This window comes from Frigoribacterium sp. RIT-PI-h (assembly GCF_001297205.1).
GTDB lineage: Bacteria > Actinomycetota > Actinomycetes > Actinomycetales > Microbacteriaceae > Frigoribacterium.
The window spans coordinates 12,290-33,729 of the sequence record NZ_LHOZ01000085.1 but is presented as its reverse complement, the minus strand read 5'-3'; the positions used below and the strand labels follow the sequence as shown (position 1 = coordinate 33,729).

The window sequence follows — 21,440 nt, the reverse complement described above, 5'->3', positions numbered from 1 at the left end:
GGCGGAGGGCATGGTGTCTCGTCTTTCTCTCGGGGGACGGTGCGTCCGGGGATCAGGGGCGTCCGGGGGATCGGATGCGTCCCGGTCGACCACTTCACCGGGTGGGGCGTTTCGCCACCGGCACTGCGACGCTTATCTCGGCGAAACATGCGACATGTAAGATGAGGAGTCGTATTGTTCGGAGGCAGGGAGGCACGATGCGCATCTTGGTGGTCGACGACGAGGTGGCCCTGGCCGACCTCGTGGCCGCGGGGTTGACCCGGCAGGCGATGGCGGTCGACGTGGCGTACCGCGGCGACGACGCCGACGAGCTGCTCGCCGTGAACGACTACGACGTGGTCGTCCTCGACCGCGACCTGCCCGGCCTGCACGGCGACGCGGTCGCCCGGGGCATCGCCGAGCGGGGGTCGAGCACCCGCATCCTGATGCTCACGGCGGCCGGCGGTCTGCACGACCGTGTCGGCGGCCTCGAACTCGGGGCCGACGACTACCTCGCGAAACCGTTCGAGTACCCCGAGCTCGTCGCCCGGGTCCGCGCACTGGGTCGCCGGAGCGGTGCGGCGACGCCACCCGTGCTGCGGTCGGGCGACCTCGTGCTCGACACGAATCGGCACCTCGCCACCCGGGGCGGGCTCGACCTCGGCCTGTCCACCAAAGAACTCATGGTGCTCGAGGTGCTGCTGCAGGCCGACGGGCGCGTCGTCAGCGCCGAAGAGCTGCTCGAGAAGGTCTGGGACGTCAACATCGACCCGTTCACCAACGCGGTCCGGGTCACCGTCAGCAAGCTGCGACGCAAGCTGGGCGAGCCCGACCCGATCCGCACGGTGCCGGGGCGCGGGTACCAGCTGTGAGACGCCTCAGCATCGGTCTGCGTACGGCGCTGACCTTCGGGACGGTCTTCGTCGTGCTGGCTGGCCTGGTGCTCTGGGGGGTGTCGGTCGCGACCTCGCGGGGTGTGTCGCTCTCCCTGCAGCAGGTCGACGGTTCCGCGCCCCCGGCGACGGTGTCCGACGAACTCGGCTCGCCCGTGCCGGGCGGTCCGGGCGAAGCGGATCGCGGTGGCGACCGTCCGGCGGTCCCGTCGGACGGTGTGTCCGTCGCGTCCCCGGGGCTGGTCGTCGCCGGGGTGTTCCGGCAGCAGCAACTGCTTTGGTCGGGGGTGGGCATCGGGGTGGCGGGTGTCGTGGCGGCCGGTGTCGGCTGGTTCGTCAGCCGGCGCCTGCTGCGGCCGATCGACGACATCGTCGCCGCGACCCGACGCATCACGGCCAGCACCCTGCACGAACGCATCGGCGCCACGGGGCCCAGCGACGAGCTCACCCGGGTGGCGGCGACGATCGACGACCTCCTCGACCGGCTCGAGTCGTCGTTCGAGGCCCAGCGGAGGTTCGTGGCCTTCGCCTCGCACGAACTCCGCACCCCCCCGGCGGTGCCGCGCGCCGCCCTGCAGATCGGCCCCCCCGACCCCCCCCCCGAGCAACTCGTCGCCACGCGCGAGCAGCTGCTCGAGGTCAACCGACGCAGCGAGCACCTGGTCGAGAGCCTGCTCGCGCTCGCGACGGCCGACCGCGGCGTCGCAGCCGACGTGACGGGCCCGGTCGACCTCGGTGCCGTGGTCGACGAGGTGGTGACGAGCGTGGCCGACGCGGCGCGCGCCTCCTCGGTGCACGTGGTCGTCGAACACGGCACGTTCCGACCGGTGACCGGCGACGCCGTGCTGGTGGGGCAGCTGGTCCGCAACCTCGTGGCGAACGCCGTGGAGTACAACGAGCCCGACGGGTGGGTGCGCGTGCACGGGGGTGACGAGGCGGTGCTCGTGGTCGAGAACTCGGGGCCGGTCGTGCCGACCGAGGTGGCGGCGACGCTGACGCAGGCGTTCGTCCGGGGCGGCGGGCGTCCGGCGGATGCGGCCGCCCCGCCCGGTTCGGCCGACGGGGACGCAGGAGGCGCGTCGCCGGTCCGTCACAGCGGCCTCGGTCTGGCCATCGTCGCCTCGATCGCCCGCGCGCACGGGTGGTCTCTGCAGGTCGACCCACGCGACGAGGGCGGGCTCCGGGTCAGGGTCGGATGAGCCCGGCCCCGCCCCGAGACGACACGACGTGCCGCTCACATCCGGACGTGAGCGGCACGTCGTGACATCTCGGCGCCCGGGGGTGGGGCCGGCCCGGGTCGGGGCCCGGCCCGGGCGCGGACGGACCCGGGGCGCCTAGTCGCGGCGGAGGACGAGCTCGGTCAGGGGGAGGCGCTCGCGGGGGGCGGTCTCGCGCTCGGCGAGGGCCTCGATCAGCTTGTCGGCCTCGTCGACGACGCCGACGGCCGTGACGGTGACGGGCTTCAGGTTGTCGGTCAGGCCGAACGCGGCGACGATCTCGTCCCACTCGACGCCGGCCATCTGGTGCGTGTGGAAGCCCTCGGCGTGTGCCTGCACCGTGAGGTGGGCGACGGCCTGTCCGAGGTCGTACTCGGCCCACTGGCGCACCTCGCCCTCGACGGTGGAGGTCTCGGCGATCGCGACGACGAGTGCCGACGCGTTGCCGGCCCAGGCGGCGTTGAAGCCCATGAGCGCCTTGACGATGGTGTCGAAGGTGGCGGTCCCGCGGCGACCGACGACGAAGCGGCGGGGCTGCGTGTTCGCGGCCGACGGGGCCCAGCGGGCGGCCTCGAGCAGGGCGTCGAGCTGACGGTCCGAGATCTCGGCGGTCGGGTCGAACGAGCGGGGGCTCCAGCGCTCGTCGAGCAGGGGCACGAGCGGCACGCTCGTCTCGGCGGTGCGGAGGGTGGAGGGGGCGGCGGTGGACGGTGCCGCGGTGGTCTCGGAGATCGACATGACGACGCTTTCTTCTGGGAACGGGCTGGGGGAGCGAGGCGCGTCATCGAGCCACGACCACGGTAACCCTCGGTGTGCGCGAGTGATTCCCGACCTCAGGAGGCGCGGGTCGCCTCGGCGACGATCGCCGCCACCCGGCCGGGCACCGTCTCGTCCTGCAGGCTCGTCGTGGCGCCCAGGGGCCGCCCGTCGACGATGTCGGCGAGCAGCCGTCGCATGATCTTGCCCGAGCGGGTCTTGGGTAGGTCGGGCACGACGAACACGGTCGCCGGCTTGGCGATCGGGCCGATCTGGTCGGCCACGTGGGCGCGCAGCACGGGTGACAGCGACCCCGCGAGCGGAGCCCACACCGACGGCTCCGCGGCGTCTCCGGCGTCTCGCACCGCGCCTCCTGCCGGTCGCGTCGACGGCACGACGAACGCGGCGATCGCCTGGCCGGTGCGCTCGTCGGTCACACCGACGACGGCCGCCTCGGCGACCGCCGCGTGCGACACGAGCGACGACTCGATCTCGATGGTCGACAGGCGGTGACCCGACACGTTGATCACGTCGTCGACCCGGCCGAGCACCCAGATGTCGCCGTCGGCGTCGTACTTCGCGCCGTCGCCGGAGAAGAACCAGCCCTGCCGCCAGTAGGTCGCCCAGTAGCTGTCGCGGTACCGCTCGGGGTCGCCCCAGACCGTGCGGGCGAGCGCGGGCCCGGTCTGCTGCACGACGAGGTAGCCGCCGCTGCCGTTCGGGACGCGCGCGCCAGAGTCGTCGACCACGGCGGTCGAAAGCCCGGGCAGGGCCCGCAGCGCCGAGCCCGGCTTGGGGGTGCCGGCCCCGGGCGGCGGGGCCATGACGGCCGCCCCGGTCTCGGACTGCCACCAGGTGTCGACGATCGGGCACTCGCCCCGGCCGAACTGTTCGTGGAACCAGACCCAGGCCTCGGGGTTGATCGCCTCGCCGACCGTGCCGAGCAGGCGCAGCGACGAGAGGTCGTAGGTGTCGGGCAGCCCGTCGGGGAACCAGGACGAGAGCGTGCGCACCAGCGTCGGGGCCGTGTAGTACGTCGTGACGCCGTACCGCTCGATGATCTCGAGGTGCCGGGCCGGGTGGGGGGTGTCGGGGGTGCCCTCGTAGATCACCTGGGTCAGCCCGTTCGAGAGCGGGCCGTAGATCTCGTAGGTGTGCGCCGTGACCCAGGCCAGGTCGGCGGTGCACCAGTGCACGTCGTCGGGCTTCGCGTCGAAGACGGCCCAGTGCGTCCAGTTCGCCTGCGTCAGGTAGCCACCGCTCGTGTGCACGAGCCCCTTGGGCTTCCCGGTGGTGCCGCTCGTGTACATGATGAACAGCGGCGTCTCGGCGCCGAAGTACTCGGGCTCGTCGGTGTCGGGCTGCGGGTCGACGACGTCGTGCCACCACAGGTCGCGGCCGTCCGTCCACGGCACGTCGGGCGTCTGCTCGCCGGTGCGCCGCACGACGAGCACGTGCTCGATCTCGTTCTCGCCGCTGACCGCGTGGTCGGCGTTCGCCTTGACCGGCACCGCGCCTCCGCGTCGGAACTGCCCGTCGGTCGTCACGAGCAGCTTGGCGCGGGTGTCTTCGACCCGGAACTTGAGTGCCTCACCCGAGAACCCGCCGAAGACGAGCGAGTGGATCGCCCCGAGTCGCGCGATGGCGAGCGTCACCACGATCGTCTCGGCGATCACCGGCAGGTAGACGACCACCCGGTCTCCCTTCCCCACACCGAGCGACCGGAGGCCGTTCGCCGCCTTGACGACCTCGCGCTGCAGCTGCGCGTACGTGATGTCGCGGCGGTCGCCCGGTTCGCCCTCGACGTGCAGGGCGACCTTGTCGCCGAGGCCGGCGTCGACGTGCCGGTCGACGCAGTTGACGGCGACGTTGAGCGTGCCGTCGGCGAACCAGGTCGCCTCGGGCACCGTGAGCTCGCCCCCCGGCCCCTCGGTGACGGGTCTCCAGGTGTGGGCGACCGTCCACGGCGTGTGCCAGTCGAGCCGTTGCGACGCCTCGGCCCAGAACGCGACGGGGTCGGCGGCCGCCCGCGCGTGTTCGGCGGACGTGACGTTGGCCCCCTCGACGAGCGCAGGAGGCGCGGCGAAGGTCCGTCGCTCGTCGAGCAGGTTCGAGATGGTGTCGCTGGTGGCCATGCGTCCCACGCTACGGGCGGCGCGGCGGCGACGGCTGCCTCGGGGCAACGCTGCGTAACGCGCGAGCGATCGGGAGGGTGGGGACGAGGCGTGCGGCGGCCGAGGCAGGACGACGATGATGACGCCCGGTGCCCACCACGCCGGGGCGAACGGCAGGTTGGACGCCCGGCGCCGGGCACCGGCCGACCTAGGATGGTCCGCGACCCGCCGCCGCCCGCCTGGAGGACCACTCGTGACCAAGGCCCCGACCGTGTACGACGTGGCCGCCCACGCCGACGTGTCGATCGCGACGGTGTCGAGGGTGCTGCGCCGTCCCGACGACGTGCGCCCCGAGACCCGCAGCCGGGTGCTCGAGTCGGTGCGTGCCCTCGGTTACGTGCCGAGCGGCGCGGCCCGCGGCCTCGCCGGGCGACGCACGGGTGTGCTCGGTCTCTTCCTGCCGGGCCACGACGGCATCGACGGTCCCGAGCCCGACTGGGCCCGGGTGTCGGACGCGTCCCGCATCCCGCTGATCGACGACCGCGAGCGGGTGCAGGCGTCGGCCGTCGTCGACCCGGGCCGCGGTGTGCCGACCCTCACCGCGCCTCCTGCGCCCGATCACGGGTCCAACCCGGCGAACCTCTACTTCGACGAGGTGCTGCGCGGCGCCGAGGTCGAGGCCTGGCGACGGGGCTTCGCCCTCATGGTCGCGGCCGGGCGGGGGTCGAGCCGCGAGGTGATGGTCAACGACATCGCGGGCCGGGTCGACGGGCTCGCGGTGCTGGCCCAGACGGTGCCGGGCGACCTGCTCGCGCACGTCTCGCGACGCATCCCCGTCGTCGTGCTCGCCGACTCGAGACCGGGTGACGACCTCGACCACGTCGGCGTCGACAACGTCGCCGGCATGCACGCCCTGACCGACTTCGTGCTGAGATCGTGGGGGGTGCACGACGTCGCCTACGTCGCCGGACCGTCCGACTCGCCCGACGAACTCGACCGTCACGCCGGTTTCGACCGGGCCGTCGAGGCGCACCGCGCCGCCGGGGCGTGCGTCACGGTCCGGGTCGAGCCGGGCGAGTTCTCCCGCGCCGGCGGTCGTCGCGCCGCCGCGGCCCTGCTCGAGGCCGGCGACCTGCCCCGGGCCGTCCTCTGCGCGAACGACCAGTCGGCGCTCGGCGTCCTCGACGTGTTCGGTGAGCAGGGCGTCGACGTGCCCGGTCGCGTGCTCGTGACGGGTTTCGACGGCATCGACGCCGGCCGGTTCTCCCGGCCCCGGCTCACCACCGTGCGCCAGCCGATGGGCGAGCTCGGCCGCATCGCCGTCCGGACCGTCGTGCAGCGCCTCACCGACCCGGGGGCGCCTCCGCAGCGGGTCACCCTGCCGGTCGAGGTGCTGCTGCGCGAGAGCTGCCCCGCGCTCTGAGCGCCGCCCCGTCCGAGCCGGCCCTACCCGAGCCCGCCCTGCCCGGTGTCGGCGCCGGTGACGCTCCCGTCGTCCGGCCCGAAGACGAAGTAGTGCACGCGTTCGGCGTCGACCCCGTGGCCGATCAGGGCCGCCCGGGCGATGGCCATGAAGGGCACCGGTCCGCACAGGAACACCCGGTGCGACGCGGTCAGGTCGACCCGGGCCAGGTCGATCGGGTCGAGGTAGACACCTGGCCCGTCGATCGACGCCTCGGCCAGCGCGCTGAGCGCCGACAGCGCCCCCTGCGTGTAGCTGACCCGCAGCGTCGCGTTCGGCATCGACGCGACCAGTCCCTCGAGCTCGACGCGGTGCGCGTGCCGCTCGGGCGTGCGTTCGAAGTGCAGCGCCGTCACGACGCGGTCGGGCTCGGTGCGGGCCAGGTGGTCGAGCATGCCGAGCACGGGCGTGCAGCCGATGCCCGCCGAGACGAACAAGAGCGGGGCGTCGTCGAGGTCGTCGATGGTCAGCGACCCGATCGGCGGAGAGACGCTCACCACGTCGCCGACCCGCAGCTCGCCCATCAGGTGCGTCGACACCTCGCCGTCGGGCGCGGGCGGTTCGCCGACCAGCAGGCGCGCGCTGATGCGCCACTGCTCGTCGTGACCGCCGCGCAGGCTGTACTGCCGGATCTGCCGGGCCCCGTCGGCCAGCCGCACCTGCACCGACGCGAACTGGCCGGCGCGGTACCGGGGCAGGGCCTCGCTGTCGGCCGAGACCAGGGTGAGCGCGACCACGTCCTCGGCCTCGACGCGGTGTTCGGTGACGAGGGCCTCACGCCACTCCTCACCCGGCTCGAGGTCGGCCTGCCGGTAGATCGCTTCGACCGTCGTCACCATCTCGTCGCGGGCCTGACGGTAGACGGCCGCCCAGGCGTCGGCGACCTCGGCCGTGGCGTCCGGGCCGAGGGCGACGGTGAACGCCTCGCCGAGGTGCCGCTCGAACAGGTCGTACTCGTCGCGGGTGACGCCGAGCGCGGCGTGCCGCTGGGCGAGCCGCGAGACGATCTCGCCGGGTGTCGCCGGCGCGAGGGTCGGCGCCCCGGCCTGGCGGGCGGCGTCCCCGCCCGACGCTCGGCCCCCCGAGGAGGCACGGTGCCGGTCGGCCCCTTCGCCTCGCGTCGACCCCGGGGCCGCGTCGAGGACGGCCTGCGCGAGCGCGACGATCGTGCGGGCGAGCTCGCGCTGCTGCCGCCCCTGCGCGAGGTCGCCCCGGTTGAACTGGTCGCGCAGCAGGTCGGGTCGCGTGGTGAACAGGCGGCGGTAGAAGTCGTCGGCGATGTCGTACGCCCGCTCGGCGACGACGGGCAGCGAGGCGCGGAGTGCTCGCAGCTGCGTCGTGCTGGCCATGCGGGTCCCTCCGGTCGGCCGGGGCGCCGCGACCGGCACCCGACGCCGATTCTGGCGTGCGGGCCCGGGCGTCCCCTGACGGTTGGCTCGGCGTCGAACGACCTCGCGCCTCCTCGTCCCCAGGCTCTCGTGACGTCTCGCCGACCTCCATCGCTTGCGTCCACGCGATGTATGCGCTTACAGTGGGCGCAGCTCACCTCGACGACGAATGAGAGAACGTGGCGATGACGCACGCGACACCCCCTCGGCGACACCCGCGCCGACGCTTCCGCACGCTCGCGGCCTTGGCAGCGGCCACGGCCGCCGTGCTCGTGGCCACCGGCTGCAGCATCCAGATCCGCAGCCAGCCCGACCCCAGCATCGGGGCCGACACGATGCTGATCAACGCCGACAAGGGCAACCCGCAGTTCGAGCGGAACTTCAACCCGTTCCTCACGAACAAGCGCACCGCCTCGACCTGGATCTACGAGCCCCTGCTCGAGATCAACCCGCTCGACGGCGAGATCACGCCGTGGCTCGCGAGCGAGACCGTCCTGCCCGACGCGCGCACGATCGACATGACGATCCGCGACGGCGTCGAGTGGTCCGACGGCACGCCCATGACCCCGGCCGACGTCGTCTACACGTTCGACCTGATCAAGGCGAACCCCACGCTCGACCTCAAGGGCGCCTGGCAGCACATCGACACGATCGAGCAGCAGGGCGACCACGTGGTCTTCCACCTGCAGACCGACGACGTCCCCGCGATGGAGATCATCGGCCAGACGACGATCGTGCCCGAGCACCTGTGGAAGGACGTCGACGACCCCACGACCTTCCGCAACCCCGACCCGGTCGGCACCGGCCCGTTCACGCTCGGCAACTACTCGCCGCAGCAGTACTCGATGGACAAGAACGAGACCTACTGGCAGGCCGACAGGATCGAGATCGGCCACTTGATCCTGCCCGCCACGAACAACCAGCTCGACACCGTCACGCGCGGTTACGACTGGTCGTACTCGTTCATCAGCGACGTCGAGGGCACCTGGGGCGCCGCCAGCCCCGACAACCAGTTCTGGTTCCCGCCGGGAGGCGTGATCGGTCTCGTGCCGAACCTCACCAAGGCGCCGTTCGACGACGTGAACGTGCGGCGCGGCATCGCGCTGGCGCTCGACCGCGGTCCGATCGCCGAGTCCGCCACCGAGGGCTACCTCGAGCCCGCCGGTCAGACCGGGCTCATCCTGCCCAACCAGCAGGACGACCTCGACCCGTCGATCCCGAACGCCGGCATCGTCGAGCAGGACGTCGACGGCGCCCTAGCGGCGTTCGCCGAGTCGGGCTACACGCAGCAGGGCGACGAGCTCGTCGGCCCGGACGGCAAGCAGCTGAAGATCACGATCCTCACCGCGAACGGCTACACCGACTGGCTGCGGGCCGTGCAGGAGGTGCGGAGCCAGTTGGGCGCGATCGGCATCGACGTGCAGATCCAGGCTCCCCAGCCGGCCGGCTACCAGTCGGCCATCGCCAACGGCGAGTTCGACATGGCGATGGGCGGCATGGGCAACGGGAACGTCTACCAGGCCTACAACAACCTGCTCAACAGCGACTTCGCGACCCCCGTCGGCGAGACCACGGCGGCCAACTTCGAGCGGTTCAGCGACCCGGCGGTCGACCGGCTGCTCGACGACTGGAAGGCCACGACCGACCCCGAGCAGCAGAAGCAGTACGCCTACCAGCTGCAGAACGTCGTCTACGACCAGCTGCCCGTGATCGGCCTCTACTACGGCGGGCTCTGGGGTCTGTTCAACGACTCGAAGTTCACCGGCTGGCCCACTGCCGAGAACCCGTACATGGCTCCGCAGAACTACGACCAGGCACCGCTGCTGATCTTCACGAAGCTCACGCGCGTCGACCAGGAAGAGGGCGACCAGTGAAGTACGCAGCCCAGAAACTCGGCCTGTTCGTCCTCACCCTGTGGGCCGCGGTCACCCTGAACTTCATCCTGCCGCGGCTGATGCCCGGCAGCCCGACCGACGCCGCGATCGCGAAGTTGTCGCTGAACGGTCCGGTCAGCGCGGCGACCCGTGCCGCCATCGAGGCCCAGCTCGGCGTGCCGGACGGCAACGTGCTGCAGCAGTACGTCAGCTACCTCGGCCAGGTGGTGCGTCTCGACTTCGGCACCAGCTACACGTTCTTCCCCGAGACGGTCGGCCACCTGGTCGGCCAGGCCCTGCCGTTCACCCTGATCCTCGTCGGGGTCTGCACGATCATCGCCTTCGTGCTCGGCACCCTGATCGGCGTCGCCGCGGCGTGGAAGCGCGGCACCTGGCTCGACTCGTTGCCCACGCTGTCGGGCAGCTTCATGAGCACGTTCCCGTACTTCTGGACGGCCCTGCTGCTGCTGTTCTTCCTGGGCTACGTGCTGCACTGGTTCCCCACCACGGGGGCCTATGGCGCGACGACCACGCCCGGGTTCACGCCGGCCTTCGTCGGCGACGCCCTGCAGCACGCGGTGCTCCCGGCCATCACGATCCTGCTGACGAGCCTCGGCGGCTGGATCCTCGGCATGCGCAACGCGATGATCTCGACGCTGGGTGACGACTACGTCACCTTCGCCGAGGCCAACGGCCTGAAGGGCCGCACGGTCGCCGTGCGCTACGCCGCCCGCAACGCGATCCTGCCGAACCTGACCGGCTTCGGCCTCGCCCTGGGCGGCGTGGTCGGCGGCTCGATCCTCGTCGAGCAGGTGTTCGGCTACCCCGGCATCGGCTACCTGCTGTTCAACGCCGTCATCGGCCAGGACTACCCGCTGATGCAGGCCCTCTTCCTGATGATCACGGTCAGCGTGCTCGTCGCCAACTTCCTCGTCGACATCTTGTACGGCGTGCTCGACCCAAGGACCCGCCGATGACCTCCACCGTGTCCGTCCACCTGCCCGAGGGCGCGCCTCCCACCGGCCCCGCCGAGCAGAAGGCGCCCAGTCGCTGGCTCACCATCGGCCGCATGGCCGCGACCATCTGGTCGAACCCCAAGGCGAAGATCGGCGTGGTCATCTTCGGCGTCTTCGTCCTCGTCGCGATCTTCGCCCCGCTGCTCGCGCCCTACGGCGGCAGCGAGAACGGCTTCGAGCGCAACGCCGACGCGAGCTGGGCCCACTGGATGGGCACCACGGCCGCCGGGGAGGACGTGCTGAGCCAGCTGATCCACGGCGCCCGCATCAGCGTCTTCGTCGGCGTCGTCGCCGGCGTGCTGTCGACGCTGGTCGCCGTCGCGATCGGGCTGAGCTGGGGCTACATGAAGGGCTTCGGCGGCGACGTCGTCGGCTTCATCGTGAACCTGTTCCTCGTGATCCCGGGCCTGCCGCTGATGATCGTCATCGCGGCCTACCTGCAGAACGGCGGCATCACCGTGATCCTCGCGGTGATCGTCATCACCGGCTGGGCCTGGGGAGCGCGCGTGCTGCGCAGCCAGACGCAGTCGCTGCGATCACGCGACTTCGTCACGGCGGCACGGTTCTCGGGCGAGAGCTCGGCGCGGATCGTGTTCCGCGAGATCCTGCCCAACATGACCTCGCTGATCACCGGCTCGTTCTTCGGCGCCGCGACCAGTGCGATCCTCGCCGAGGCCGGCCTCGAGTTCCTGGGGCTCGGCGACTCGTCGATCGTCAGCTGGGGCACGATCCTCTACTGGGCGCAGAACTCGAACGCCCTGCTCACCGGCCAGTGGATACTGCTCTTCGCGCCCGGCCTCTGCATCGCCCTCCTGGCGATGAGCCTGACCTTGATCAACTTCGGCGTCGACGCCGTCGGCAACCCCCGCCTCCGCGAAGGCGGAGCCAAGCGAACCAAGAAGGAGGCGCGCGCATGACCGCCACGGACCTCCCCACCGCAGACCGCGCCTCCTCGTCCTCGGACGACGTGTTGCTCGATGTCCGCGACCTCAGCGTCGTCTACGAGAGCGCCGGCGCCGAGCCGGTTCAGGCCGTCGACCACGTGTCGTTCCAGCTGAGGCGGGGCGAGTTCGTCGGCCTGGTCGGCGAGTCCGGCTCGGGCAAGTCGACGCTCGGCTACGCGCTGACCCGGCTGCAGAAGCCGCCGGCGCGCACCAACGGCGGCAGCATCTGGTTCGACGGTGCCGACGTCCGCGACCTCGACACCGAAGCCCTGCGTCAGCAGCGTCAGGGCGGCTTCGCGATGGTGTTGCAGTCGGGCATGAACGCGCTGAACCCGGTGCGCACGATCCGCAACCACTTCGTCGACGTGTTCAAGGCCCACGGCCACGTGCCACGCGACCGCTGGCACGCCCGCGCCGCCGAGCTGGTCTCCAAGGTCGAGCTCGACCCGGGCGTCCTCGCGCGGTTCCCCGGCGAGCTGTCCGGCGGCATGCGCCAGCGCGTCTCGATCGCCCTCGCCCTGTCGCTCGAGCCGCAGCTGATGGTCTTCGACGAGCCGACCACCGCTCTCGACGTGCTCGTGCAGCACGCCGTGATGGACACGATCATCTCGCTGCAGCAGAGCGAGGGCTTCACGGCCGTGCTGATCAGCCACGACCTCGGCATCGTGCTCGAGTCGGCGCAGCGCGTGCTCGTCATGCACGAGGGCCGCATCGTCGAGGACGGCCGCTCGGCCGACGTGCTCGCCGACCCGCAGGACGACTACACGCGCATGTTGCTGTCGCACTACGCCGACCCGCGTGCCGAGGTCGTCTCGCTGCCCGGCTTCGAGGACCGTTCGGTCCGCCGGGCCCGGGGCGACCGCCGCGTCGACACCACGACCTCGGTGCCGACCGTCGCCACGCGCGGCCAGCGCACGGCACAGCACGCGATCACCGTGAGCGGCGTGACCAAGACCTACGCGCCTCCTCGTCGGGGGGACGACCCCGTGCGGGCCGTCCGCGACGTGTCGTTCACGCTCGAACCGGGTCAGTCGCTCGCCCTCGTCGGGCAGAGCGGCTCGGGCAAGAGCACGATCGCCAAGCTCGTCACGGGTGTCGAGAAGCCGACGAGCGGCAGCGTCACGTTCGGCGACACCGACGTCACGAGCCTGCGCGGCCGCGCCCTGCGCAGCTTCCGCAGCGACGTGCAGATGGTCTTCCAGGACCCCTACGCCGCGCTCAACCCGCTGCACACGGTCGAGTACACGCTCACGCGCCCCGTCGTGAACTACACCGGCCTGACCGGTCAGGAGGCGCGGCGCCGGGTGCTCGAGCTGCTCGAGACGGTCGGTCTGACGCCGGTCGAGCAGTTCGCGGCGAAGCTGCCGCACCAGCTGTCGGGTGGCCAGCGGCAGCGCGTCGTGATCGCCCGGGCGCTCGCGAGCGACCCGCAGGTGATCATCGCCGACGAGCCCGTCTCGATGCTCGACGTCTCCTTGCGCGCCGGTGTGCTCGCGCTGCTCGAGGACCTCCGCGAGCAGTGGGGTGTCTCGATGCTCTACATCACGCACGACCTGCTCAGTGCCCGGCTGATCACCGACGACATCATGGTGCTCAACCAGGGAGCCGTGGTCGAGCGGGGGCACACCGCCGAGGTGCTGCAGCGGCCGACCGACCCGTACACGGTGCGGCTGCTCGACGCGGTGCCGAACCCGCGTCGCTCGCACCGCGCCTCCTGACCTCCCCTCTCGCTCCACCCGAAAGGAACCACCCTGTGCTGACCTTCCCCGACGGCTTCCTGTGGGGAGCCGCCACCGCCGCCCACCAGATCGAGGGCAACAACGTCAACAGCAACTGGTGGGTGCACGAGAACGCCCCCGGCACGACCATCGTCGAACCGAGCGGTGACGCGGCCGACAGCTACCACCGGTTCCGCGACGACATCCGGCTGCTCGCCGAGCTCGGCCTGAACAGCTACCGGTTCAGCATCGAGTGGGCCCGCATCGAGCCCGAACGCGGCATGGTCAGCAAGGCCCAGGTCGCTCACTACCGCCGCATGGTCGAGACGTGCCACGAGTTCGGCATCGAGCCGATCGTCACGCTGATGCACTTCACCGTGCCGCGCTGGTTCGAGCGCGACGGCTTCTGGCGCGCGCCCGACGCCGCCGACCTGTTCGCGCGCTACACCGAGCTCGCGCTGCCCGTCGTCAGCGAGGGGGTGCGGTACGTCTGCACGATCAACGAGCCGAACATCGCCGCCATGCTCGCCGGGGGAGAGGACGCCTCGAACCTCGTCGCCTACGGGCTGCCGAACCCCGACCTCGAGGTCGCCGACGCCCTGCTCGCCTCGCACAAGCGCAGTCGCGAGGTCTTGTCGCAGGTGTCCGGCCTGCAGTCCGGCTGGACGGTCGCCACCCAGGCCTTCAAGGCCGTCGACGAGCCGGGTGCCGCCGAGAAGACGCGCGAGTACGGCTACGTCCGTGACGACTGGTACAGCGAGATGGCGGCCGGCGACGACTTCGTCGGCGTGCAGGCCTACACGCAGACCTTCGTCGGCCCCGAGGGGCCCCGGCCCGTCGCCCAGGGGCTCGAGACGACGCTGACCGGGTGGGAGTTCTACCCGCCGGCCGCCGCCGAGGGCATCCGCAGCGCGTGGGAGCTGTCCGGACACGTGCCGGTCATGGTCACCGAGAACGGCATCGCCACCGCCGACGACACCCGACGCATCGCCTACACGCAGGGCGCGCTCGAGCACGTCCACGACACCATCGACGAGGGCATCGAGGTGCTCGGCTACCAGCACTGGAGCGCCCTCGACAACTACGAGTGGGCCAGCGGGTTCCGCCCCACCTTCGGCCTGATCGGCTGGGACCGCGAGACCTTCGAGCGCACCCCCAAGCCGAGCGCCCGCTGGTACGGCGGCGCCGCCCGTGCGAACGGGCGCCGGCGGGCGTAGCGCGGCAGCCGAGATGTCACGACGTGCCGCTCACCTCCGGAGGTGAGCGGCACGTCGTGACAGCCCGCCGAGGGGCGCAGGGCGCGGGGACGCAGGAGGCGCGGGTCACCCGACCCGCGCCTCCTGCGTCCCTGCGCCCTCGTGCGGTGCCGGCCTAGAAGTACGTGATGCCGTGAAGGGGTCGCTCGGGCAGCAGCATCGCCCGGAGCTTCTGCACGGCGCCCTTGCGTCGCTCGCGCACCAGGCCGGCCGCGGCCAGCGTGACCGGGTCGAAGCCGCCGAGCCAGAGCGAGCCGAGGGTCGCGACGTCGAGCTCGAGGGCGGCGCGGCGCACGGCGGCCTTCTTGACCGTGGCCTCGCCGGCCTCGCTCGTGACGCGGTACGTGCCGGCCGCGTGGCCCAGTGCGTCGCCGATCGCGATCGTGACGACCCCGTCGGCCGCCCACGGTCGGGCTTGCAGCGCGGCGATCGGGTCGAGGATGCGGAACCACACGTGGTCCTCGTCGTGGCGGATCGGCACGGCGCGACCGGCGACCAGCGCGGGGGAGAGCGGGTCGGGCTGAGGGGCGTTCGGGTAGCGGATCGACGAGGCCGGGGCGACGGCGCGCAGCAGCTGCCAGGGGCCGGGGTAGGCGTCGTCGGTCGCGGCCACGAGGTCGACGACGACGAGGGTCTGCGTGCCCGTGGCACCCGGCCCACCGCCGACCGACTCGACCCGGTACGTGACGTAGCCGTCGACGGTGCCGGTCGCGGCGCGGTGCACGGCGGCCCGGGCGGCGGGGTCGGGCGTGCCGTCGGGGCGCTCGCGGCCCAGGGCGTGGTGCCAGGCGCCCTCGTGACGGGCGATCGAGCGGGGGCTGCGGAAGTGGAACCGTGCGAACACGTCGGATGCGACCTCGGCGAGCGAGGCCGTGGTGACGAGGTCGGTGCTGCCCTCGGGCTCGCTGAGCAAGCCGCCCGCACGTCGCACGTCGACCTCGATCGTGCGCTCACGGACGCCCACGCCGAACCCGAAGCGCCGGTAGATCGACGCCTCGCTCGCGGTGAGTGCGGCGACCGGGGTGCCGGAGGCCTTGGCACGGGCGAGGTCGTCGGTGATCATGCGGCGGAGGATGCCCTTGCGCCGGTGGGTCGGCTGCACGGTCACGCCGGCGACGAGGTCGGCCTCGACCAGGCGGCCGCCGCCGACGTGCAGGGTCTTGTCGAACGAGGCGAAGGTGGCGACCGGGCGTCCCTCGGCGTCGAGTGAGCCGGGGTTCGCCTCGCGGCGGTACACGCCGGTGAGACGTCGGCCGTCGGCGGTGAGGCGGCGTGCGGCCCGGCCGAGGGCGGCGTCGTCCGCGGCGGCCTCGTGGAAGCCCATGGACTCGGCAGCGACCCAGGCGGCGGTCGCGGCGTCGGCCCGCGGTTCGGCGGCCAGCCCCTCGGGGTCGAGCGCGGCCGTGAAGGTGCGGAGGTCGTAGTCGTCGTCGAGGGTGCTCACCGGGCCAGCCTACGGACCGCCGCCGACGTTGTCGTCGTCCGTCAGGCGGAACTCGGTCGAGGTGCCCGCGAGGTGCGGGCGGGACGGCTTCCGACGGCCGCACGACCTTGTCGTCGTGGCAGATGTGAAATATCATGTGAGGATGTTTCTTGATCAGATGATCCCCGAGGCCGACCGGCCCGACGGGGACGCCCTCAGCGGGCGGGGGCTCGCGGCCCCGCCGGCGCGTCGGGCCCCGACGGTCGATCGCACGCGGCATCGGGCGCGCTCCGGCCGAGACGGCGACGACGGCGGGGGCGCCGCCGTCCGGCGGGCCTGACCCGCGTGGCGGCCCTGGTCGTCTTCGTCGGGCTGCCGGCGCTCGTGCTCGCCGCCGGCGCCGGGTACCTCGGCCACCTCGTCCGCACCTGGGACGACGGTGCGAGCACGATCCGGGCCGCCTTCCCCGCCGAGGCGGGTCGCCCGGCGCCGGTCGACGACGGGTCGCTCGACATCCTGCTGCTCGGTTCGGACACGAGGGAGGCGGGTGCCTCGGGGAGGTCCGACTCGATGATGCTGGTCCACCTGCCGGCCGATCGCGACGCCGTCTACGTCATGTCGATCCTGAGGGACACCTGGGTCGACGTGCCCGGGCACGGCCAGGCCAAGATCAACGCGGCCTACAGCTGGGGCGGCGTCCCCCTGACGGTGCAGACCGTCGAACAACTGCTGCAGACCCGCATCGATCACGTCGCCGAGATCGACTTCGCGGGCTTCGAGGCGATGACCGACGCCCTGGGTGGCGTCGACGTGGTGTCCGAACGGGCGTTCCGTGCGGGCGGTCACGACATCGCTGCCGGCCCGAACCACCTCGACGGTGAGCAGGCCCTCGACTTCGTCCGCGAACGGAAGTCGTTCGCCGAGGCCGACCACCAGCGGGTGCGCAACCAGCAGGCCTTCGTGCGGGGCCTCGCCGACGGGTTGCTCGATCGCTCGACGCTGACCGACCCCGGCGCGCTCTCGTCGTTCGTGGCCGCGACGGCCGAGCACGTCGCCGTGGACGCCGGACTGACCCCGACCCGCATGGCGGAGATCGCCTGGAGCTCCCGCGGGCTGACGTCGGCGGGCATCCGGTCGTTCACGATGGCGACCTCGGGGGGTGGCACGTCGGCGGACGGGCAGTCCTACGTCGCGTTCGACGTCGACCGGCTGTACGCCCTGCGCGAGGCCCTGCGCGACGACACGGTCGGCGACTACCTGGCCCGCGCCTCCTCGGTGCCGACGGGCTGACGCCTCGGTCGCGGGCCCGGGGGGTGCCCGTGACGCGGAACGGCCGCTCCCGTCGGGGAGCGGCCGTTCGTGTCGTGCGGCGGTGGCGGTGCCGCCGCACGCGTCAGCGTCGCGGTGCGAAGCCGAGCACGGTGGCGACCGTCTCGGTGTCGGTGCCCTTGTCCTGGGTGAAGTACAGGTGCCAGGTCGAGCTGCCGAGGGTCGTGCGGTGCCACGACCAGGTGTCGTCCTCGCCGACGATCTCTTCGCCGAGGGGGGTGCCGAACTTGTTCTCGACGGTGACGGTCTTGCCGGCCGTGCCGGTGCCTTCGAAGGTGAAGGCCTGACCCGCCGTGTAGCCGAGCGTGGGGTCGGTGGGGTTCGTCACGGTGATCGGGGCGACGACCTCGGGCGCCGGGGCGAAACGGTGCACCTGGGCGACGGTCTGGGTCGGCAGGCCGGCGTCCTGGATGAAGTCCAGGTACCAGATCGACGTGCCCATGGTGCTGCGGGTCCACGACCAGGTGTGGTCGTCGTCGACGGGCCTCTCGCCGAGGTGGGTGCCGTACTTGTTCTGGACGGTGATCGTGTGGCCGGCCTCGCCGGTGCCCTCGAAGGTGAAGGCGCGGTTCGCGCGGTACCCGGTGGACGGGTCGGCGGGGTTGGTGACCGTCACCGGGGCGACGGGCGCCGGGGGCCCGTCGTCGGGGGCGACGCAGGACCGGCTCGACACGGGGGGGCCGGCCGAAGCCCAGAAGGGCGTCTCGGTGGCGGTGACGGTGTGGGCGCCGGTGACGGCGGGGGCGGGGGTCGTGCAGGTCCAGGCGCCGTCGGCTCGGACGTCGGCGTCGCAGATCTCGCCGGTACGGCTGCGTCGTCCGCCACCACGATCGTCGAGCCGGGGATGCCCTCACCGGTGAGTGTGACGCTGCCCTGACGGACCTCGGCCCCCTCGGCGGGGGCGGGGATCTCGAGCGGGAACGTCTCGGGGGCCGTGTTGCCCCCGGTCGGCGCGACGGTCAGGGGTGTCGCGTCGGACAGGCTGGCGCCCCGCGTGGTGAACAGCCCGGCCGCGCGCCCGGCGGGCTCGGCGGGCAGGGTCATCACGAAAGCACCGTCGTAGAGCGCGCCCGCGCCGGTGACGTACTGGCCGTCGACCTTGGCGATCACGCCCGGCACGTCGGACTCGGTGGCGAAGTAGCTCGTGGTGCCCTCGACCCAGAACCGACCACCGGGTCCTTCGGAGACGGCGTGCACGATCGGGGCGACCAGCGGCGAGGGCGCGGGGGCTGCGACGGCGGTCAGCGGCAGCTCGAGCGACCGGCCCTCGACGTCCCCGAAGAGACCGGTGACGGTGGCGGTCTCTCCGGCCAGCGGGCCGTCGACGACGAACGAGAAGCGGCCGTTGATGCCGCGCGTGGTCTCGCTGTGCTCGCCGGCCTCGAGGCGGGCTTCGCCGGCGCGGTTCGAGATGACCCGGACGACGAGGTCACCGTCGGCGTCGCGGGTGACCGACGACAGCAGGGGCAGTGACGGCGGGCGGACGTCGCCGGCCTCGACCGAGAACGAGGTCGTCTCGGCCTGCGGTGCCGCCGAGGCCCACATGGGTGTCTCGGTGACGGTCGCGGAGAGGTCGCCGCCGGGCAGGGCGGACGACGTGCAGCTCCAGTCGCCGTCGGCGGCGACGACGGTCTCGCAGAGGGTCGAGGAGGTGCGGCTCGTCTGGCCGTCGCGGGTCACGACGATCGTCGAGTTGGGGATGCCGGCGCCGGCGAAGGTGGCCGTGCGGCCGGTGACGACCGAGCCCGCCGCGGGGGACGCGATGTCGAGCGGGAACTTCTCGTAGGCGTAGTTGCCGGGCGTCGGCGTGCCGTAGAAGTAGGTGGGGTCGCTCTTGAGCCCCGAGCGCCAGGCCCGGACCTCGATCAGGGAGTCGCTGTACTCCGAGCTGATCGGCAGGGCGAAGCCGCCGTTCTCGTCGGGGGCCGAGCGGATCTCGCGGCCGTCGACCGAGGCGATCACCTCGGTGCGGTCGAAGGTGAGGGGGTCGTAGGTGACGGTTCCCTCGATGGTGAGCGTGTCGTCGTCGTACTGCGACACGGCGTGGACGTCGGGGGCGTCCGGGACGACCGTCGACCCGTCGTCCTCTCTCGGCTCGACGACGAAGGGAACCGACTCGGACGGGCCGCCCGGGCCCGTGGCCCGGATCGTCGCGTCCTTGCCGAGGTTGCCCTTCTCGATCAGGACGCTGAACCGGCCCTGGACGCCCTGGGCGGCGCCGCCCGTGCCGCCGGGCACCAGGACGAGCACCGACGTGGCGTCCTGGGCGATGCCGTTGACGGCGACGTGCGTCGCGTCGCGGTCGACGATCTCGCTGATGTACGGGGCGGAGGTGCGCAGCACCTGTCCGCCGTCGGCCTCGGTCGAGGTGGGCCCGGAGGCCGGTCCGGTGGCGGGGGACGCGGCGGCGACCCCCGGGGTCAGTGCGCCCAGGGCGAGCGCGGCGAGGCTGGCCGAGGCCAGTCCGGTGGTGATCTTCGACATGTCTTCTCTCAGGTGGAACGGAAAGGAAGACCGATCGGGACGGCCGGTGACATTCTACATTCATCCGAGCCGACCTCGGCGACTCAGTCGATGGCTCGCTGCTCCGACCTCACGGGCAGCATCAGCACCAGTCCCGCCAGCAGCACGAGGGCGATGCCGACGATGCCGTAGCGGGCGTCGCCCGTCGCGCTGACGAACAGGGTGAAGAGCCCGGGCGCCAGGAAGCTCACGGCCCGGCCGGCCGTGGCGTACAGACCGAAGATCTCGCCCTCACGGCCGGGGGGCGTGACACGTGCCAGGAACGACCGGCTCGCCGACTGGATCGGGCCGACGAACAGGGCGAGTGCCAGGCCGAACACCCAGAAGAGGTTCGTCGCCGTCCCGATCGCGAGAACCGCGAAGGCGGCGATCACGAGACCCACCAGCGAGCCCACGATGATCGTCTTCGCCCCGAGCCGGTCGTCGAGCCACCCTCCGACGAAGGTGCCGATCCCCGCGACGAGGTTGGCGCCGACGGCGAAGTAGATGACCATGCTCGGCGAGAAGCCGAACACCTGCGCGGCGATGATCGCGCCGAAGGTGAACACGGCGGCGAGGCCGTCGCGGAAGACGGCACTGGCCACGAGGAACAACAGCACCTGGCGGTTCGTGCGCCACAGCCTCGCGATCGTCGAACCCAGGAGGCGGTACGAGCGCCACAGTCCCACCCGGGTGCGGGCGGTGGTGGCGGGCAGCGCGGGCACCGAGAGCAGCACCGGCACCGCGAAGACGGCGAACCACGCGGCGGCGACGACGAGCGAGAGGCGGACGCCCCGCGCGCCTCCGTCCGCCCCCGTGGGGACGCCGAGCAGCCCGCCACGGCCTTCGACCCCGAAGCTCTGCAGGAACGCCACGAGCAACAGCAGCAGCAGCACGATCCCGCCGACGTACCCGAGGCCCCAGCCGAAGCCCGAGACCTTGCCGATGGTCTTCGGGGTCGAGACCTGCACGAGCATGGCGTTGTAGTTGACGCTAGCGAACTCGAAGAAGAGGTTGCCGACGGCCAGCAGGGCCGCGCCGAAGACGAGGTACCCCGGCGCCGGCGCGACGAAGACCATCGCGGCCATGGCGAGGACGACCAGGCCGGTGTTCACCGCGAGCCACAGCTTGCGTCGGCCCGAGCCGTCGCTGCGCTGGCCGAGCACGGGTGCCAGCAGGGCGATGAGCACGCCGGCGATGGTGAGGGCCGTCGAGATGACCGTCGCGTTCTCGGCCTTCGCCAGCACGAGGGCCGGGTTGCGGGTGTCGTCACCGGCCGCGGCGACGACGTCGGGGTCGACGAAGGCTCCGCTCGCCAGGTAGGTGCTGAAGACGAACGAGGTGACGACGGCGTTGAACGCGGCCGATCCCCAGTCCCAGAGGGCCCACGAGACCACGCGGCGGCGCGGGATCGGGGTGCTGTCGGCGAGCGTCTGCGCTGCGGTCATGGGGGTCAACCTAGTGGGCGTCCGTGACCGACGGGGGCGCGCCTCCTCGTCCGGCTCGGTCGCGGCGGCCCCCGTTCGAGAGTTGAGCCTTTCTGGCTCAACTTTCAGGTTCACAGCTTGA

16 protein-coding genes are annotated in these 21,440 nt (G+C 72.2%); 9 read left to right on the top strand and 7 right to left on the bottom strand.

Features of this window, described 5'->3' with window-relative positions; translation table 11 throughout:
* The first annotated feature begins 197 nt into the window (after positions 1-197).
* Positions 198-851, top strand: coding sequence for a response regulator transcription factor (locus tag AEQ27_RS13010; RefSeq protein ID WP_054147049.1), 654 nt, complete (start codon positions 198-200; stop codon positions 849-851).
* Complete coding sequence (locus tag AEQ27_RS13005) at positions 848-2,071, top strand: HAMP domain-containing sensor histidine kinase (RefSeq protein ID WP_082383511.1); 1,224 nt, start codon at positions 848-850, stop codon at positions 2,069-2,071. Before AEQ27_RS13010 ends, AEQ27_RS13005 begins: the two co-directional genes overlap by 4 nt.
* A 135-nt stretch (positions 2,072-2,206) precedes the next feature.
* Here AEQ27_RS13005 and AEQ27_RS13000 read toward each other — a convergent pair whose 3' ends face one another.
* Together AEQ27_RS13000 and acs are read right to left on the bottom strand one after the other, a co-directional pair.
* Positions 2,207-2,827 carry a nitroreductase family protein gene (locus tag AEQ27_RS13000; RefSeq protein ID WP_054147048.1) on the bottom strand — a complete coding sequence of 207 codons (621 nt, stop codon included), beginning with the start codon at positions 2,825-2,827 and terminating at the stop codon, positions 2,207-2,209.
* 95 nt (positions 2,828-2,922) lie between these two features.
* Positions 2,923-4,980 (bottom strand): acetate--CoA ligase, encoded by a 2,058-nt coding sequence (gene acs, locus AEQ27_RS12995; protein ID WP_054147047.1) that lies wholly within the window; start codon positions 4,978-4,980, stop codon positions 2,923-2,925.
* Between the two features lie 232 nt (positions 4,981-5,212).
* On the opposite strand from acs, the gene AEQ27_RS12990 reads away from it, so the two are divergent.
* On the top strand, positions 5,213-6,382 hold the full coding sequence (locus AEQ27_RS12990) for a LacI family DNA-binding transcriptional regulator (RefSeq protein ID WP_054147046.1): 1,170 nt from the start codon (positions 5,213-5,215) through the stop codon (positions 6,380-6,382).
* Between the two features lie 23 nt (positions 6,383-6,405).
* On the opposite strand, the gene AEQ27_RS12985 is transcribed toward AEQ27_RS12990, so the two are convergent.
* The gene (locus AEQ27_RS12985) at positions 6,406-7,770 is read right to left on the bottom strand and encodes a globin domain-containing protein (protein ID WP_054147045.1); all 1,365 of its coding nucleotides are present in this window, start codon (positions 7,768-7,770) and stop codon (positions 6,406-6,408) included.
* A 284-nt stretch (positions 7,771-8,054) separates the two neighbouring features.
* Between AEQ27_RS12985 and AEQ27_RS12980 the strand changes: the two genes are divergently transcribed.
* The 5 genes from AEQ27_RS12980 to AEQ27_RS12960 are packed head-to-tail and all read left to right on the top strand — an operon-like array spanning position 8,055 to position 14,578.
* Positions 8,055-9,683, top strand: a complete 1,629-nt coding sequence (locus AEQ27_RS12980) for an ABC transporter substrate-binding protein (protein WP_235451089.1) — start codon at positions 8,055-8,057, stop codon at positions 9,681-9,683.
* The gene (locus AEQ27_RS12975) at positions 9,680-10,660 is read left to right on the top strand and encodes an ABC transporter permease (protein WP_043594062.1); all 981 of its coding nucleotides are present in this window, start codon (positions 9,680-9,682) and stop codon (positions 10,658-10,660) included. Before AEQ27_RS12980 ends, AEQ27_RS12975 begins: the two co-directional genes overlap by 4 nt.
* Positions 10,657-11,616 carry an ABC transporter permease gene (locus AEQ27_RS12970; protein WP_054147043.1) on the top strand — a complete coding sequence of 320 codons (960 nt, stop codon included), beginning with the start codon at positions 10,657-10,659 and terminating at the stop codon, positions 11,614-11,616. Before AEQ27_RS12975 ends, AEQ27_RS12970 begins: the two co-directional genes overlap by 4 nt.
* Positions 11,613-13,361 carry an ABC transporter ATP-binding protein gene (locus tag AEQ27_RS12965; protein WP_054147042.1) on the top strand — a complete coding sequence of 583 codons (1,749 nt, stop codon included), beginning with the start codon at positions 11,613-11,615 and terminating at the stop codon, positions 13,359-13,361. Before AEQ27_RS12970 ends, AEQ27_RS12965 begins: the two co-directional genes overlap by 4 nt.
* Before the next feature lie 35 nt (positions 13,362-13,396).
* The gene (locus AEQ27_RS12960) at positions 13,397-14,578 is read left to right on the top strand and encodes a glycoside hydrolase family 1 protein (RefSeq protein ID WP_054147041.1); all 1,182 of its coding nucleotides are present in this window, start codon (positions 13,397-13,399) and stop codon (positions 14,576-14,578) included.
* A 154-nt stretch (positions 14,579-14,732) separates the two neighbouring features.
* Here AEQ27_RS12960 and AEQ27_RS12955 read toward each other — a convergent pair whose 3' ends face one another.
* Positions 14,733-16,061 carry a GNAT family N-acetyltransferase gene (locus tag AEQ27_RS12955; RefSeq protein ID WP_054147040.1) on the bottom strand — a complete coding sequence of 443 codons (1,329 nt, stop codon included), beginning with the start codon at positions 16,059-16,061 and terminating at the stop codon, positions 14,733-14,735.
* A 324-nt stretch (positions 16,062-16,385) separates the two neighbouring features.
* On the opposite strand from AEQ27_RS12955, the gene AEQ27_RS12945 reads away from it, so the two are divergent.
* Complete coding sequence (locus AEQ27_RS12945) at positions 16,386-17,330, top strand: LCP family protein (RefSeq protein ID WP_082383510.1); 945 nt, start codon at positions 16,386-16,388, stop codon at positions 17,328-17,330.
* A 103-nt stretch (positions 17,331-17,433) separates the two neighbouring features.
* On the opposite strand, the gene AEQ27_RS12940 is transcribed toward AEQ27_RS12945, so the two are convergent.
* The 3 genes from AEQ27_RS12940 to AEQ27_RS12930 form a co-directional block, all read right to left on the bottom strand.
* Positions 17,434-17,985 carry a hypothetical protein gene (locus tag AEQ27_RS12940; RefSeq protein ID WP_152970363.1) on the bottom strand — a complete coding sequence of 184 codons (552 nt, stop codon included), beginning with the start codon at positions 17,983-17,985 and terminating at the stop codon, positions 17,434-17,436.
* Positions 17,982-19,853 carry a hypothetical protein gene (locus AEQ27_RS12935; RefSeq protein WP_054147037.1) on the bottom strand — a complete coding sequence of 624 codons (1,872 nt, stop codon included), beginning with the start codon at positions 19,851-19,853 and terminating at the stop codon, positions 17,982-17,984. The genes AEQ27_RS12940 and AEQ27_RS12935 overlap by 4 nt, the downstream gene beginning before the upstream one ends.
* A gap of 83 nt (positions 19,854-19,936) precedes the next feature.
* Entirely contained in the window at positions 19,937-21,319 is a 1,383-nt protein-coding gene (locus AEQ27_RS12930) for an MFS transporter (protein ID WP_054147036.1), read from the bottom strand.
* Positions 21,320-21,440 lie beyond the last annotated feature (121 nt).

Excerpts from the sequence above, each read along its gene's own strand:
- AEQ27_RS12985 (WP_054147045.1), bottom strand. The coding sequence starts at position 7,770 with ATGGCCAGCACGACGCAGCTGCGAGCACTCCGCGCCTCGCTGCCCGTC.
- AEQ27_RS12970 (WP_054147043.1), top strand. The coding sequence starts at position 10,657 with ATGACCTCCACCGTGTCCGTCCACCTGCCCGAGGGCGCGCCTCCCACC.
- AEQ27_RS12935 (WP_054147037.1), bottom strand. The coding sequence starts at position 19,853 with ATGTCGAAGATCACCACCGGACTGGCCTCGGCCAGCCTCGCCGCGCTC.
- AEQ27_RS12930 (WP_054147036.1), bottom strand. The coding sequence starts at position 21,319 with ATGACCGCAGCGCAGACGCTCGCCGACAGCACCCCGATCCCGCGCCGC.
- AEQ27_RS13010 (WP_054147049.1), top strand. The coding sequence starts at position 198 with ATGCGCATCTTGGTGGTCGACGACGAGGTGGCCCTGGCCGACCTCGTG.
- acs (WP_054147047.1), bottom strand. The coding sequence starts at position 4,980 with ATGGCCACCAGCGACACCATCTCGAACCTGCTCGACGAGCGACGGACC.
- AEQ27_RS12965 (WP_054147042.1), top strand. The coding sequence starts at position 11,613 with ATGACCGCCACGGACCTCCCCACCGCAGACCGCGCCTCCTCGTCCTCG.
- AEQ27_RS13000 (WP_054147048.1), bottom strand. The coding sequence starts at position 2,827 with ATGTCGATCTCCGAGACCACCGCGGCACCGTCCACCGCCGCCCCCTCC.